We start from the raw sequence: 13132 nt of genomic DNA on the forward strand, positions 1-13132 counted from the left end.
AGGCACGATTGCATGAACGATTCGCTTCCCCGTCCACTGAACGGCCGTTCGCCTGACGCGCGCCGCGCACGCTTCGCTGCGCTGATGGCGCTCGCCAGCGCGCTGCTGTTCGCCGGCTTCGCGCCCGCGGCCCACGCCGAGCGCGCCGACAAGGACAAGCCGCTCAATATCGAAGCGGACAACATGACGTACGACGATCTGAAGCAGCAGACCGTCTTCACCGGCCACGTGGTCGCCACCAAGGGCACGATCCTCATCAAGGCCGACAAGCTCGTCGTGACGCAGGACCCGCAGGGCTACCAGTACGCAACCGGCACCGTCGCGCCGGGCACGCCCGCCGAAAAGCTCGCCTACTTCCGCCAGAAGCGCGAAGGCCTCGACGAATACGTCGACGGCACGGCTGAGCGCATCGACTACGACGGCAGGCAGGACCTGACCACGCTCACGACGCGCGCCACCGTGCGCCGCCTGCAGGGCCTCTCCACCGTGATGGATCAGGTCCACGGCAGCGTCGTCACGTACGACGGCCAGAACGACTTCTACACGGCGAAGTCGGGCAAGGACGTCGCAGGTCCCGGCAACCCGGGCGGCCGCGTTCGCGCCATGCTCTCGCCGCGCAACACCACCGGCGCACAGCCGACCGCCGGCGCCCCGGCAGCGCTCACGCCGTCCACCAAGCTGCAGGAAGCGCCGCCACAGTGAATACCGTCACCGCCCCCCAAAGCTACGGCCGCCAGCTGGCCGGCAAGACGAGCACGCTCGTCGTGCGCAACCTGAAGAAGCGCTACGGCTCGCGCACCGTCGTCAAGGACGTTTCGCTCGACGTGAAAAGCGGCGAAGTGGTCGGTCTGCTCGGCCCCAACGGCGCCGGCAAGACCACGTCGTTCTACATGATCGTGGGCCTCGTGCCGCTCGACGCCGGCGAGATCGACCTCGACGGCCAGTCCATCAGCCTGTTGCCCATTCACAAGCGCGCGGCGCTCGGTCTTTCGTATCTGCCGCAGGAAGCTTCGGTGTTCCGCAAGCTCACCGTCGAGGAGAACATCCGCGCGGTGCTCGAACTGCAGGTGGACGGCAACGGCAAACGTCTGTCGAAAGACGTCATCACCGAGCGTGCCGAAGCGCTGCTCGACGAACTGCAGATCGCGCATCTGCGCGAGAACGCAGCGCTGTCGCTCTCGGGCGGCGAACGCCGGCGCGTTGAAATTGCGCGCGCGCTCGCAACCGATCCGAGCTTCATCCTGCTCGACGAGCCGTTCGCGGGCGTGGACCCGATCGCCGTGCTGGAAATCCAGAAGATCGTGAAGTTCCTCAAGCAGCGCAACATCGGCGTGCTGATCACGGACCACAACGTGCGCGAGACGCTTGGCATCTGCGACCACGCGTACATCATCAGCGACGGCACCGTGCTCGCGGCCGGCGCGCCCGGCGAGATCATCGAGAACGAAAGCGTGCGCCGCGTTTATCTCGGCGAACACTTCCGCATGTAAGCTCCAGGGCGCGCCTCGCGCGCCCACTCACCGCAGTACCGCAGCGCCCGCTCGCGCGCGCGATCCGCATTCGCGTTTTTCCGGCCTTATCTTTCGCGTTTCCCCGTGTAACTCCGCTGTATCGACCTTGCCCCCAAAACGGTGCACGGCAGGGCGAGCGGCGACCCTGTTTGCGCACCAAATTCCGGGCACACGGCAGCGCGGCACACGCTCGTTTTTGCGAATGTCCCGTGGTTTCGTCCGCGTGGCAAACTCTTTACAATGGTTCGCACACCGCCATGAAAGCCAGCCTCCAACTCCGCCTCTCGCAGCATCTTGCGCTCACGCCACAACTGCAACAGTCCATCCGGCTGCTGCAGCTGTCGACGCTCGAACTGCAGCAGGAGGTCGCAACGGCGATCGCGCAGAACCCGCTGCTCGAGAACGAGGACGACTGGATCGCGAGCCCGCTGCGCGTGGCCGCAGACGGCTCGGTCATCGCGCAGCCGCCCACGCCTTCGGGCGCGGAGCCGATGCAGGGCGCGACCGGGTCGACCACGGCATCCAACGGCAGCGGCGAAAACAGCGAGAGCGAGCCGCGCGGCGTGGATGAGTATGACGGCCTCGGCGGCGACTCGAACGGCGAAGCGAGCCAGTGGAACCTGGACGACTACGGCCGCTCCGGCAACGCCTCCGACGACGACGACCTGCCGCCGCTGCAAATCCACGAATCGACCACCACGCTGCGCGACCATCTAATGGCGCAGCTGCGCGAAACGAACGCGAGCCAGCGCGACCGCGCGCTCATCACGTTCCTCATCGAATCGCTCGACGAAGACGGCTACCTCAGCGCGACTTGTGAGGAAATTCTTGCCGACATCCCTGAAGAGCTCGAAGTCGACGTCGATGAATTCAATGCGGCGCTAGCGCTGCTGCATAGCTTCGACCCCGCGGGCGTGGGTGCGCGCTCGGCCTCCGAGTGCCTCAAGTTGCAGTTGCTGCGCGTCAATTCGTCGCCCACGCGCACGCTCGCGCTCGAGATCGTGTCGAACCATCTGGAACTGCTCGCCGCGCGCGATTTCACGCGGTTGCGCAAGCAACTGAAGACGGGCGACGACGAGCTGCGCGATGCGCATGCGATGATCCGCTCGCTCGAGCCGTTCCCGGGCGCGTCGTATGGCAAGGCCGAAGCCGATTACGTGGTGCCGGACATCATCGTGAAGAAGGCCGGCCAGAACTGGCATGCCGAACTGAACCCGGAGGTGGTGCCGAAGCTGCGCATCAACCATCTGTACGCGAATATTCTGCGCAATAACCGCGGCGACCCGGGCAGCGGTTCGCTGCGCCAACAGCTGCAGGAAGCGCGCTGGCTGATCAAGAATATCCAGCAGCGCTTTGAGACAATCCTGCGTGTCGCGCAGGCTATCGTCGAGCGTCAGAAGAACTTTTTCGTGCACGGCGAAATCGCCATGCGCCCCTTGGTTTTGAGGGAGATTGCTGATACGCTGGGCCTACACGAATCAACTGTCTCGCGTGTGACAACCGGTAAATACATGCTGACTCCATTCGGGACACTTGAATTTAAGTACTTCTTCGGATCGCATGTTTCAACGGACACCGGAGGCGCTGCATCGTCCACCGCCATCCGCGCCCTCATCAAGCAACTCATAGGAGCCGAGAACACCAAATCCCCTCTTTCAGACAGCCGCATCGCCGAACTGCTGGCGGAACAGGGCTTCGTGGTCGCGCGACGCACAGTCGCGAAGTATCGTGAGGCGTTGAAGATTCCAGCGGTCAATCTGCGCAAGTCTCTTTAGCTTGTTCCGGCTTTCACGGAGCAAGCGTTTTCCGGTCGCTACGCCCGTTGGCGGACATGGCCGGCCGAGTTAGCCCGCCGTCGCAGGCCTTTCGGGGAGCCGCGCACTGGCAGACAGTCGACCGGCATTGCCGCACTTCACGCGTCACGCGGCCATTAGCCTGGAGAAGCACTATGAATCTGAAGATCAGTGGACACCATCTCGAAGTAACGCCAGCGTTGCGAGAATACGTGATCACCAAACTGGACAGGGTGCTAAGACATTTCGATCAGGTAATCGATGGCAATGTGGTCCTCTCGGTCGACAACCATAAGGAAAAGGATAAGAGACAGAAGGTAGAAGTGAACCTTCATCTGAAAGGCAAGGACATATTTGTGGAGAGCGCGAACGGCGACATGTACGCCGCCATCGATCTCGTGGTCGACAAGCTCGATCGCCAGGTCGTACGTCACAAAGACCGCGTGCAGGGACATCAACATGAGGCGATCAAGCACCAGCCTGCGCCCATCATCGAAATCCCGCCGCAGTGATCCCACAGTGTTCCTTGTGGCAATCTGCGCCATGAACCGGGGCTGGAGTCGATAGTTGATCCTCCGCCCCACGAAGCCAAGCCGCCCGAACCGGGCGGCTTTTTCGTGAGTGGGTGCAGTGCAGGGTTTTACCGCTGGGTGCAACCGGAGCACGAGGGTTGCGCTCATGCGTGGCGCATCGCACCATCGGCGTGAGCGCTTGTTCTATAATGATCCAGTCGTATTACGGGGTCTAACGGGGCAATTCGCACCAACAGGTCCCCACGGTCCCGGCACCGGGCTTCGTCGCCAGATCCAAAGCTGCCGCCAAAGCGTGCAGCGGTCGGGGTGTGGAGCATTCAGGCCACGTTTTCGCCTGCCAACATGAATCGTTTAGCCAAAATACTTCCCATCGAGAACGTCGTCGTCGGCCTGTCCGTTACCAGCAAGAAACGCGTCTTCGAACAGGCTGGCCTGATCTTCGAAAACCAGAACGGCATCGCCCGCAGCACGGTTACCGACAATCTTTTCGCACGCGAGCGACTCGGCTCCACGGGCCTCGGCGAAGGCGTCGCGATCCCGCACGGCCGCATCAAGGGCCTGAAGCAGCCGCAGGCCGCCTTCGTGCGCCTCGCCGAGCCGATCGCCTTCGAAGCGCCAGACGGTCAGCCCGTCTCGCTCCTCATCTTCCTGCTCGTGCCGGAACAGGCCACGCAGCAGCACCTTGAAATCCTGTCCGAGATCGCACAACTGTTGTCGGATCGCGAAACCCGTGAGCGGCTCCATACGGAAGAAGACCGCGAAACGTTGCATCGCCTGCTCACCCAGTGGCAACCTTGATGTAATGCGCGGCGGCGTCTCGCGGGGCGCGCGAGCGGGTACGCGCGGCCGAAGAGCGCGCGCGCGAAGCTCGTTGCAGGGGTGCAGCGCAAGGCGCAAGCAGCCGCGAGCCAACCGGGTCACACAATCTAGTCAGCCGTTAAGCGAGTCATCTCGCGGAGTCACCGACTCATGGACACTTCCAGCATCAACGCCCAAAGCATCTTCGACGACAACGCCACCACGCTGAAACTCAGCTGGCTGACGGGGCACGAAGGCTGGGAACGCGGCTTTTCGACCGAAACGGTGGCCACGGCCACGGCGAGCGCGGACCTCGTCGGCCACTTGAACCTCATCCACCCGAACCGCATCCAGGTGCTCGGCGACGCCGAAATCCATTACTACCAGCGCCAAACCGACGAAGACCGCTCGCGTCACATGGCCGAGCTGATCGCACTCGAGCCGCCGTTCCTCGTGGTCGCCGACGGCATGACCGCGCCGCCCGAGCTGGTGCTGCGTTGTACGCGTTCGTCCACGCCGCTCTTCACCACGCCGATGTCGGCGGCCACCGTCATCGACAGCCTGCGCCTTTACATGTCGCGCATCCTCGCGCCGCGCGCGACGCTGCACGGCGTGTTTCTCGACATTCTGGGCATGGGCGTGCTGCTCACGGGCGACTCCGGTCTCGGCAAGAGCGAACTGGGTCTGGAACTGATCAGCCGCGGCCATGGCCTCGTGGCCGATGACGCAGTGGATTTCGTGCGCCTCGGCCCCGATTTCGTCGAAGGCCGCTGTCCGCCGCTCTTGCAGAATCTGCTCGAAGTGCGCGGCCTGGGTCTGCTCGACATCAAGACGATCTTCGGTGAAACGGCCGTGCGCCGGAAGATGAAGCTCAAGCTCATCGTGCAACTCGTGCGCCGCCCGGACGGCGAGTTCCAGCGTCTGCCGCTGGAAAGCCAGACCGTGGACGTCCTTGGCCTGCCGATCAGCAAGGTCACGATCCAGGTGGCCGCGGGCCGCAACCTCGCCGTGCTGGTCGAGGCCGCCGTGCGCAACACGATCCTGCAATTGCGCGGCATCGACACGCTGCGCGACTTCATGGACCGCCAGCGTCTTGCCATGCAGGACCCCGACAGCCAGTTTCCCGGCAAGCTGATCTGACGCACGAAGACGCGTGGCCGGCGAGGTGCGGCCGGCGAGGCGCGCGATTCACGCCGCGCGCCCTCGAAACAAGCCTCTGCGGCCCGGAGAGCCAATACAGGCGCGCGGATCGGATGCTATGATGACCCAATCGGGTTCATCGACTCTCCCATGCGTATCATCCTGATCACCGGCATTTCGGGTTCCGGCAAGTCAGTGGCGCTCAATGCGCTCGAAGACGTCGGCTATTACTGCGTCGACAATCTGCCGCCGCGCTTTCTTCCGCAACTCGCGCAATATCTCAGCGACGACGGCTACGAACGCCTCGCCGTTGCTATCGATGCGCGCTCGAGTTCGTCGTTCGACGACATGCCGGAGATGATCCGCGACCTGGCGCTTCGCCACGACGTGCGCGTGCTGTTCCTCAATGCGAGCACGCAGTCGCTCATCCAGCGCTTCTCGGAAACACGTCGCCGCCACCCGCTTTCAGGCTCCGCCGCACACGATGCGAACGTGGGCATGCTCAAGTCGCTCGAAGAAGCCATCGAGCACGAGCGCGAACTCGTCTCGAACCTTGCCGAATTCGGCCATCAGGTCGACACGAGCAACTTGAGTTCCAACGCGCTGCGCCAGTGGGTGAAGGTGTTCGTCGAAGGCGAGCGCGGCTCGCTCATGCTGACGTTCGAATCGTTCGGCTTCAAGCGCGGTGTGCCGCTCGACGCGGATCTCGTGTTCGATGTTCGCACGCTGCCGAACCCGCATTACGACGCTCGTCTGCGGCCGCTCACCGGGCTCGATCAGCCCGTGATCGACTTTCTGAATGCGCAGCCGGCCGTCCACGAAATGATCGACGATGTTTATGCGTTCGTCGCGAAGTGGCTGCCGCATTTTCGCGCCGACAACCGCAGCTATCTCACCGTTGCGATTGGCTGCACGGGCGGACAGCATCGTTCGGTGTTCATCGCCCAGACGCTCGCCACGCGCTTTGCCGGCGAGTCGAACGTTATCGTGCGTCACCGCGACGCGCCTCTCGATGTCGGAGAGTCGTCACGGCTGATCGCCTAACCGGCTGCGCATCGCGCGGCCCTTAACCGAAAGCGTTGCGCCATGTCCTCGTCTCCTGCCGTGCTTGCCGATTTGCCGCTGTTCCCGCTGCATACGGTGCTCTTCCCTGGCGGCCTGCTGCCGCTCAAGATCTTCGAAGCGCGATACCTGGACATGGCAAGCGAGTGCCTGCGCGAGCGCACGCCGTTCGGCGTGTGTCTGCTCAAAAGCGGCGCCGAAGTCGCACAGCCCGACGAGACCGCCGTGCCGGAGTCCGTTGGCTGCCTCGCGCTCATCGAGCAATGCGATGTCGAAACCGTCGGCATGCTGCACATCAAGGCACATGGCACGCAGCGCTTTCATCTGCTCTCGCATCGCGTGGAAGCCGACGGCCTGCTAGTCGGCATGGCCGAACTGATTCCCGAAGACATACCGCTAGAAGGCGGCAAGCAGCTCGCGCAGTTCGGCGCGTGCGCGGAAGTGCTCGAACGCATCATCGCGACGATTCGCGAGCGCGATCCCGCGAGCCTGCCGTTTGCTGAGCCGTTTCGCTTCGGAGATCCCTCGTGGGTATCGAACCGTCTCGCCGAGGTGCTGCCAATCGCACTGCGCGCGCGTCAGAAGCTCATGGAGCTGAACGACGCGGGCGCGCGTATCGAAATCGTGCATCACTACATGCAGCAGCATCAGCTGCTTTGATGCGACGTTGACGCTGCTTTCTCGCTGACTCAGATCAGCGGTCCACGCAATCCGTCGAGCAGCTTGCGCACAGGCGCAGGCACCCCATACGCGTCGATATTGGAAAGCGACACCCATGTGCTCTGTCCATCGTTCACTTCGAGCGGCCCGACGTTGCGCTTCAGTTCGATCACGCGCGGCTCGATGTCGAGCTTGAAGTGCGTGAACGTGTGCGTAAGCGGCGCGAGCGTGGAGCTTGAGGCCGCACGCTCAGGCGTCACGCCGAACTCACGCGCGCGCTCGGCGAGCGCGGGTTCGTCGGCCGCTTCGGGCAGGCTCCACAAACCGCCCCAGATACCCGATGGGGGGCGCTTCTCCAGCATCACCGCGTCGCCGTCGAGCAGCACGAGCATCCACGTGCGCCGCGTGGGCACGGTCTTCTTCGGGCGCGCGGCGGGTAGTTCGCGCTGACGCCCCGTCGTATTCGCCACGCAGTCGTCGGCAAACGGGCAACGCGCACAGTCGGGCTTGCCACGCCCACACAGCGTCGCGCCGAGATCCATCAAGCCTTGCGTGTACGCGCTTACATCGGCGTCGCTCGCTTTGGGACCCGGCACGAGCGTTTCGGCGAGCGTCCACATCGCGTTCTCTACGCGCTTTTCGCCAGGAAAGCCTTCCACGCCGAACACGCGAGCAAGCACGCGCTTCACGTTGCCGTCGAGAATCGTCTCGCGCGCGCCGAACGCGAACGATGCGATCGCCGCCGCCGTCGAGCGGCCAATGCCGGGCAGTTCTGCGAGTGCCTCGACCGTCGACGGAAATTTGCCGCCGTGGGTTTGCGCGACCACCTGCGCGCAGCGGTGCAGATTGCGCGCGCGCGAGTAGTAGCCAAGGCCGGCCCAGAGCACCATCACGTCGTCGTCGGGCGCGGCGGCGAGCGATTCGACCGTGGGAAAGCGCTCGAGAAAACGCGCGTAGTACGGAATCACGGTCGAGACCTGGGTCTGCTGCAGCATGATTTCCGAAAGCCAGATGCGATACGGGTCGCGCGTGTTCTGCCACGGCAGATCGTGACGGCCGTGCTCGCGCTGCCAGGCAATCAGGCGCGGCGCAAAGCCGGTGAGCAGTTCAGCGGGATAGGCGCCAGCCGGCAGCGGCGCGGAGGTGGACGAAGTTCGGTACATGTCAAAGCTTGGTGCTTACCGCTGGCAGCGCGGACAGAAATAAGTGGAACGCTGGCCCTGCACGATCTGCTTGATCGGCGTGCCGCACACGCGGCAGGGTTGGCCCGCGCGGTCATAAACGAAGTATTCGAGCTGGAAATAGCCGCTTTGGCCGTTGCTGCCGACGAAGTCGCGCAGCGTGCTGCCGCCCTTCTCGATGGCCGAGGCGAGCACGGCGCGCACGGCGTCCGCGAGCAGTTCGTAGCGCGCGAGCGAAACGCGGCCGGCTGGGGTCGTCGGCCGGATACCGGCGCGGAACAGACTCTCCGACGCATAGATATTTCCAACGCCCACCACAATGTCGCCCGCGAGGAGCGCCTGCTTGACGGCGACCTTGCGCCCGCGTGTCTCGCGAAAGAGCAGCGCGCCGTCAAAGGCCGGCGTGAACGGCTCGATGCCGAGCCCCGCCAGCAGCGGATGCCCGAGCACGTCGCCCGCTTCGCGCGGGTGCCAGAGCACGGCGCCGAAACGGCGCGGGTCGCGAAAGCGCAGCGTGAAATCGTCGAAGAACCAGTCGACGTGGTCGTGCTTCTCAGCGGCCGGAGGCTTGGGCAGATTGCGCAGCACGCGCAGTGTGCCGGTCATGCCCAGGTGCACGATGAACCAGCCTTCGTCGACCTCGAACAGCAAATATTTGCCGCGCCGGCCAACGGAACGGATCGTGCGGCCGCGCAGCGTACGGGCGAGCGTGGCCGGCACAGGCCAGCGCAATGAGGGGTTGCGCACCTCCACACGCTCAACGCGGCGGCCCGCGACCCACGGTTCGATCCCCCTTCGGGTAACCTCAACTTCTGGCAACTCTGGCATGTCTGGCGGCCTGATTCCGATGCTGGTCCGGGTTGGTCTGCAACTTGCGTAAACGTGTGTGCGCGTTGTGCGCGTATTGTAGCCAGCGCGTTACAATCGACCGAAACATTCGACGGAATTCCATGGAACTGTCTTTCGTTAAGCTGTTCGCGAAGCGTCCCACGACGCCCAGCATGCCTGCCGCCTTCGCGCGTCGCCTCGTAGGGGCCGCTGTTCTCGCGGCCTGGGCGTTGACCACGTCGAGCGCGTATGCGCAGGATCCGTCCCCCGACACGGACGACACTTCCGTCACCATGCCGGACGCTTTCGGTCCCGCCTCGCCCGACGAGAAGAAGGATCTGCCGAGCGTACCGCTGTCGAGCCAGATCGTCTTCCAGGTGCTCGCCGCGGAAATCGCATTGCAACGCGACCAGCCTGCGCCCGCCTTTCAAACGTATCTCGCGCTCGCGCGCGACACGCACGACCCGCGCATGGCGCAGCGCGCGACCGAAATCGCGCTCGCGGCGCAAAGCCCTTCTGACGCACTGACCGCGGTCCAGCTTTGGCAGCAGTACGCGCCCGACTCCGAGCGCGCCGCGCAACTCGACGCCTCGCTGCTCGTGCTCGCCGGCAAGCCCGACGACGCCCAGCCGCTGCTCGCGCGCGAACTGGCGAAAGTCCCGGCTGACAGCCGCGGCCAGGCCATCCTCTCGTTGCAGCTTCTGCTGTCGCGCGGCCCGAATCGCGTGGGCGGCCTGAATGTGCTCAAGACGCTGCTCAAGGACGACTTGAACCGCCCCGAGGCGCAGCTCGCGATCGGCCGCCAGCAACTGCTCGCCGACGACGTGCCCGGCGCGCGCAAGTCGTTCGAGCAGGCGCTCGCGCTCAAGCCCGACTATCTTCCCGCCGCGCTGATGCTCGCGCAGATGGGGCCGGAGGAGCGTGCCGAAGGCATTGCGTCGATCGAGAAGTACGTCCAGCAGAACCCGAAGTCGCGCGAAGGCCGTCTTGCACTCGCGCAAACGTATCTCGCCGCCGACAGACTCGACGACGCACAAAAGCAGTTCGAGATCCTGCACAAGGAGAACGCGAACGACCTGATGCCGCTCATGGCGCTTGCGCTCATCAGCGTGCAGCAGAAGAAGTTCGACGCTGCGCAGAAGTATCTGACGCAATACGCACAACTGGCCGAGAAGAATCCGGCCGCGGACCCCGGTCAGGCCTATATCTACCTCGCGCAACTCTCGGTCGAGCAGAAGGACGATGCCGGTGCGCAGAAGTGGCTCGACAAGATCCAGCCGAGCAGCCAGCAGTACGTGCCGGCCCAGATCACGCGTGCGCAAATCCTGGACAAGGAAGGCAAGACCGACGACGCGCGCCGACAGCTCGCGAGCATTCAAGCCGAAGATCCGCGCGACCAGGCGCTGATCGCGCGAACCGACGCCGCGATCCTGTTCGACGCGAAGCGCTACCCGGAAGCCGAGGCACGCCTCGCGAAGGCGACCGCCGACTTCCCGGACGACCCGGACCTCACCTATGACTACGCGATGGCCGCGGAAAAGAACGGCCATTACGACATCATGGAAGCGCAACTGCGCAAGCTGATCAAGACGCAGCCTGACAATCCGCAGGCCTACAACGCGCTCGGCTACTCACTCGCGGACCGCAACCAGCGCCTGCAGGAAGCCGACAAGCTGGTTGAAAGAGCCTCGGCGCTCGCCCCGGACGACGCGTTCATCATGGACAGCGTGGGCTGGGTGAAATACCGCCTGGGCGACAATGCCGACGCGATCAAGCTCTTGCGCAAGGCCTACAGTCTCCAGCCGAACGCGGAAATTGGCGCGCACCTCGGCGAAGTGCTCTGGAAGAACGGCGACCAGGACGGCGCACGCGCAGCGTGGCGCGAGGCCCGCAAGCTCGAACCCGACAACGACACGCTCCTGAAGACGCTCAAGCGCCTCCAGGTCAACGATCTCTGATGGCAGATTTTTTCACTTCGGTTTCCTCAAAGGCACTATCCGCTGCGCGCGCCGCCCGCTTTGTGCGGCGCGCGTCGCTTGGCGCAGCAGCGGCAGCGCTCCTTGTACTCGCGGGCTGCGCCACGCAACAGCCGCCGCGCCAGCCGTCCACCTCGAACGCCACGACCTCGCTGACTACACAAACGAGCCGCGCCTATCATGGCCGTTTCGCTGTGCAGTACGTCGACCAGAACGGCCAGCAGCGCAACGCGTACGGCAACTTCGACTGGCGCGAGACCGACTCCACGGTGACGCTGCAACTGCTCAATCCGCTCGGCCAAACGCTCGCGCTCGTCACGTCCGCGCCGTCGCAAGCCACGCTGGAACTGCCCAACCGTCAGCCGCTAACGGCCGACAACGTGAGCACGCTCATGCAGCAGGCGCTCGGCTTCGCACTGCCCGTGGAAGGGCTGCGCTACTGGCTGCAGCCATCGGTTGCGCCCTCGTCGCACGCGCGCACCACGCCCGATCCGCAGAATCCGCAGCGGCTTTCGCAGATCGAGCAGGACGGCTGGACCATCGATTACGTCGCCTATGCAGACACGCCGGGCACGGGCGTGAAGCGCGTCAATCTCACGCGCGAAGATCCGCCGCTCCAGATCAAGCTCGTGCTCGACCAGTAAGCGCGCCGGTTACTGTCAGTTACTGTCTCTCTTCAGCAATATCTGGCCGGCATGCGCCGGCCAGGATTCAGGCATCCGTAAAGCATCATGATCGAAACCCAGGACTCGCTGCGCGACTGCCTAGCGCCCGCGAAACTCAATCTCTTCCTGCACATCACGGGTCGCCGCCCCAATGGCTATCACGATCTGCAGACCGTGTTCCAGTTGCTCGACTGGGGCGACACGCTGCATTTCACGCGTCGCCAGGACGGCCGCATCACGCGCACCGTAGAAGTGGAAGGCGTGCCGGCCGAGCATGACCTCACCGTGCGCGCAGCCACGTTGCTCAAGCAACACACGGGCACGAGCGAAGGCGTCGAGATCGATATCGAAAAGCGGCTGCCAATGGGCGCCGGTCTTGGCGGCGGCAGCTCGGACGCGGCCACGACGCTGCTCGCGCTCAACCGCCTCTGGAAACTCAACTTGCCGCGCGAAGAACTGCAGGCACTCGCACTCAAGCTGGGCGCGGACGTACCCTTCTTCGTGTTCGGGAAAAATGCATTCGCGGAGGGTGTTGGAGAAGCATTGGAGGCTGTACAATTGCCCCCGCGTCATTTTTTGGTTGTGACGCCGCGGGTTCATGTTCCTACTGCCGAGATTTTTTCAGAAAAATCGTTGACAAGGGACACAAAGGCCTGCACAATAGCAGTCTTTCTTGCACAGCAAGCAACGCAAAACGGATGGCCAGAAAGCTTCGGCCATAACGACATGCAAGCGGTTGTCGCAGGAAAATACGCGGAAGTAGCGCAGGTGCTTCGATGGTTTGAGAGTGTCTCGAATAGCATCGCACCAGCGCGGATGACCGGATCGGGTGCCAGCGTTTTTGCAGCATTCGCCAGTCGGTCCGAAGCAGAATCGGCACAAGCCAAACTGCTTGCGGAACAACCGGACTGGAGAAGCGCGGTAGCCTCGAGTCTGAATACACATCCACTCTTCGCTTTCGCGACATAGTTTTGCGTGGTTGATC

General features: G+C 63.9%; 13 protein-coding genes. 11 read left to right on the plus strand and 2 right to left on the minus strand.

All coding sequences use genetic code 11. The annotated features are described in order from the left end of the window. Positions 1–12: 12 nt before the first annotated feature. The 8 genes from lptA (at position 13) to U5A52_RS06880 (ending at position 7497) form a co-directional block, all read left to right on the plus strand. Positions 13–702 (plus strand): lipopolysaccharide transport periplasmic protein LptA, encoded by a 690-nt coding sequence (gene lptA, locus U5A52_RS06845; RefSeq protein ID WP_321907687.1) that lies wholly within the window; start codon positions 13–15, stop codon positions 700–702. Then, positions 699–1490, plus strand: a complete 792-nt coding sequence (gene lptB, locus U5A52_RS06850) for an LPS export ABC transporter ATP-binding protein (protein WP_321907686.1) — start codon at positions 699–701, stop codon at positions 1488–1490. The genes lptA and lptB overlap by 4 nt, the downstream gene beginning before the upstream one ends. A gap of 278 nt (positions 1491–1768) precedes the next feature. Then, positions 1769–3286 (plus strand): RNA polymerase factor sigma-54, encoded by a 1518-nt coding sequence (locus U5A52_RS06855; RefSeq protein ID WP_321934339.1) that lies wholly within the window; start codon positions 1769–1771, stop codon positions 3284–3286. Between the two features lie 173 nt (positions 3287–3459). Then, positions 3460–3816 (plus strand): ribosome hibernation-promoting factor, HPF/YfiA family, encoded by a 357-nt coding sequence (gene hpf, locus U5A52_RS06860; protein ID WP_028201861.1) that lies wholly within the window; start codon positions 3460–3462, stop codon positions 3814–3816. A gap of 363 nt (positions 3817–4179) precedes the next feature. Then, complete coding sequence (gene ptsN / locus U5A52_RS06865) at positions 4180–4635, plus strand: PTS IIA-like nitrogen regulatory protein PtsN (RefSeq protein WP_028201860.1); 456 nt, start codon at positions 4180–4182, stop codon at positions 4633–4635. Positions 4636–4806: 171 nt separating this feature from the next. Beyond that, positions 4807–5775 carry an HPr(Ser) kinase/phosphatase gene (gene hprK / locus U5A52_RS06870; RefSeq protein WP_028201859.1) on the plus strand — a complete coding sequence of 323 codons (969 nt, stop codon included), beginning with the start codon at positions 4807–4809 and terminating at the stop codon, positions 5773–5775. A gap of 150 nt (positions 5776–5925) precedes the next feature. Then, positions 5926–6819, plus strand: a complete 894-nt coding sequence (rapZ, locus tag U5A52_RS06875) for an RNase adapter RapZ (protein WP_321907682.1) — start codon at positions 5926–5928, stop codon at positions 6817–6819. A gap of 42 nt (positions 6820–6861) precedes the next feature. Beyond that, positions 6862–7497, plus strand: a complete 636-nt coding sequence (locus U5A52_RS06880) for an LON peptidase substrate-binding domain-containing protein (protein ID WP_321907680.1) — start codon at positions 6862–6864, stop codon at positions 7495–7497. A 29-nt stretch (positions 7498–7526) separates the two neighbouring features. On the opposite strand, the gene mutY is transcribed toward U5A52_RS06880, so the two are convergent. Next, on the minus strand, positions 7527–8660 hold the full coding sequence (gene mutY / locus U5A52_RS06885; protein WP_321934340.1) for an A/G-specific adenine glycosylase: 1134 nt from the start codon (positions 8658–8660) through the stop codon (positions 7527–7529). Between the two features lie 15 nt (positions 8661–8675). Then, positions 8676–9506, minus strand: coding sequence for a bifunctional DNA-formamidopyrimidine glycosylase/DNA-(apurinic or apyrimidinic site) lyase (gene mutM, locus U5A52_RS06890; RefSeq protein WP_321907677.1), 831 nt, complete (start codon positions 9504–9506; stop codon positions 8676–8678). A gap of 122 nt (positions 9507–9628) precedes the next feature. Here mutM and U5A52_RS06895 point away from each other — a divergent pair, with 122 nt between their 5' ends. The 3 genes from U5A52_RS06895 to ispE all read left to right on the plus strand — a co-directional run bounded on the left by U5A52_RS06895 (position 9629) and on the right by ispE (position 13116). Continuing rightward, a complete protein-coding gene (locus U5A52_RS06895) occupies positions 9629–11464 on the plus strand; it encodes a tetratricopeptide repeat protein (protein ID WP_321907675.1) in 1836 nt (611 codons plus the stop codon). Further along, complete coding sequence (gene lolB, locus U5A52_RS06900; RefSeq protein ID WP_321907673.1) at positions 11464–12126, plus strand: lipoprotein insertase outer membrane protein LolB; 663 nt, start codon at positions 11464–11466, stop codon at positions 12124–12126. Before U5A52_RS06895 ends, lolB begins: the two co-directional genes overlap by 1 nt. An 87-nt stretch (positions 12127–12213) precedes the next feature. After that, positions 12214–13116, plus strand: coding sequence for a 4-(cytidine 5'-diphospho)-2-C-methyl-D-erythritol kinase (gene ispE, locus U5A52_RS06905; protein WP_321934341.1), 903 nt, complete (start codon positions 12214–12216; stop codon positions 13114–13116). The last annotated feature ends 16 nt before the right edge of the window (positions 13117–13132 follow it).

The organism is Paraburkholderia sp. J8-2, from assembly GCF_905220195.1.
In the GTDB taxonomy this organism is placed as follows: Bacteria; Pseudomonadota; Gammaproteobacteria; order Burkholderiales; family Burkholderiaceae; genus Paraburkholderia.

Coding starts and splice junctions, on each gene's coding strand:
- lptA (WP_321907687.1), top strand. CDS start 13: ATGAACGATTCGCTTCCCCGTCCACTGAACGGCCGTTCGCCTGACGCG.
- U5A52_RS06855 (WP_321934339.1), top strand. CDS start 1,769: ATGAAAGCCAGCCTCCAACTCCGCCTCTCGCAGCATCTTGCGCTCACG.
- hpf (WP_028201861.1), top strand. CDS start 3,460: ATGAATCTGAAGATCAGTGGACACCATCTCGAAGTAACGCCAGCGTTG.
- ptsN (WP_028201860.1), top strand. CDS start 4,180: ATGAATCGTTTAGCCAAAATACTTCCCATCGAGAACGTCGTCGTCGGC.
- hprK (WP_028201859.1), top strand. CDS start 4,807: ATGGACACTTCCAGCATCAACGCCCAAAGCATCTTCGACGACAACGCC.
- rapZ (WP_321907682.1), top strand. CDS start 5,926: ATGCGTATCATCCTGATCACCGGCATTTCGGGTTCCGGCAAGTCAGTG.
- U5A52_RS06880 (WP_321907680.1), top strand. CDS start 6,862: ATGTCCTCGTCTCCTGCCGTGCTTGCCGATTTGCCGCTGTTCCCGCTG.
- mutY (WP_321934340.1), bottom strand. CDS start 8,660: ATGTACCGAACTTCGTCCACCTCCGCGCCGCTGCCGGCTGGCGCCTAT.
- mutM (WP_321907677.1), bottom strand. CDS start 9,506: ATGCCAGAGTTGCCAGAAGTTGAGGTTACCCGAAGGGGGATCGAACCG.
- U5A52_RS06895 (WP_321907675.1), top strand. CDS start 9,629: ATGGAACTGTCTTTCGTTAAGCTGTTCGCGAAGCGTCCCACGACGCCC.
- lolB (WP_321907673.1), top strand. CDS start 11,464: ATGGCAGATTTTTTCACTTCGGTTTCCTCAAAGGCACTATCCGCTGCG.
- ispE (WP_321934341.1), top strand. CDS start 12,214: ATGATCGAAACCCAGGACTCGCTGCGCGACTGCCTAGCGCCCGCGAAA.